The organism is Sphingomonas sp. 66-10 (assembly GCF_001897045.1).
Classification (GTDB): Bacteria; Pseudomonadota; Alphaproteobacteria; order Sphingomonadales; family Sphingomonadaceae; genus Sphingomonas; species Sphingomonas lycopersici.
Genome location: NZ_MKRR01000145.1, coordinates 1 through 518 on the forward strand (window position 1 = coordinate 1; position 518 = coordinate 518).

Below are 518 nucleotides of genomic sequence, written 5' to 3' on the forward strand. Positions count from 1 at the left end.
CCCCACCCGCCCGATCGCCGGGGGTGGCCACCCCCGGCGATCACCCCATCCTCCAATCAGATCGGGCAACCTTCAACATACAAGGGGTCGGGGTTGGGTTGACCTGCGAGGAAGCGGATCGGTGCCTCTCATACCCACCCACCCCCAGCCCCTCCCTTCACGAGGGAGGGGAGTAAGACGGGGAGGGGAGCACAATCACATAAAATCCGCCGTCTCGATCATCCGCAGGAAATTGCCGAGCGTCGGCGCCGTATCGTCGCGGCGCCAGACGATCCCGGTTTCGAGCAGCGGCGCCTCGTCTTCGAGCGGCAGGTAGCGCACCCCCGATCGCGCGAGATGGCGCAGCGAGGCGGGGACCAGCGCGATCCCCATCCCGGCCGAGACGAGGCTGATGATCGTCTGCATCTGGATCGCATATTGCGCGACGCGCGGGTTGCTGCCGTGCGCGGTATAATAGCCGGTCACGAGATCGTGGAACGAGGGCGCCACCCGCCGGGGAAAGACGATCAGCGGCGAGG

Annotated in this window: 1 protein-coding gene; it reads right to left on the reverse strand. The window is 66.6% G+C overall.

Annotation, left to right across the window (positions count from 1 at the left end):
- Nucleotides 1–195 precede the first annotated feature (195 nt).
- A partial coding sequence (locus BGN95_RS21165; RefSeq protein ID WP_286773919.1) for a LysR substrate-binding domain-containing protein occupies nt 196–518 on the reverse strand: 323 nt, incomplete at its 5' end.